This window comes from Streptosporangium nondiastaticum (assembly GCF_003011965.1).
Taxonomy (GTDB): Bacteria; Actinomycetota; Actinomycetes; order Streptomycetales; family Streptomycetaceae; genus Streptomyces; species Streptomyces nondiastaticus.
The window spans coordinates 1-381 of the sequence record NZ_PXWG01000422.1; the positions used below are offsets into that span (position 1 = coordinate 1).

The 381-nt window shown below is 44.1% G+C and carries 1 protein-coding gene; it reads right to left on the reverse strand.

The annotated features are described in order from the left end of the window. A partial coding sequence (locus tag B7P34_RS39885) for a hypothetical protein (RefSeq protein ID WP_353620292.1) occupies nucleotides 1-351 on the reverse strand: 351 nt, incomplete at its 3' end. Nucleotides 352-381: the final 30 nt, after the last annotated feature.

Below are 381 nucleotides of genomic sequence, written 5' to 3' on the forward strand. Positions count from 1 at the left end.
AGCAACCACCAGACCCAATGCTAGTGTAGAAACAAGCAAGTCAACTTGAAGCTCCTTGGCTGGTAGGTTCAAGGCATCCCCATAATAATCAGACTCAAAGGAGTGTGTCACCTCTGGATCATATAAGGCCCTTACAATTGTACGAGTTAGAGAACACAAACCTTGCACTAGGCTATCAGATTCAACGGCCTCCCCCGTGATGGTGGAAACTTTTTCAATCTCCTTTGGTCCGCTACTACTATCCCTTTTTTGGGTCTGTTGGTAATTCTTAAATGAAGCTGCACTGAATCTCTCTCTACAATCCTGAGCCATGTTGACGACTTTCTGGCATACATAACATTTCTTGCGCATAGGGCCTTTATTACACTGATAATGTGGTGA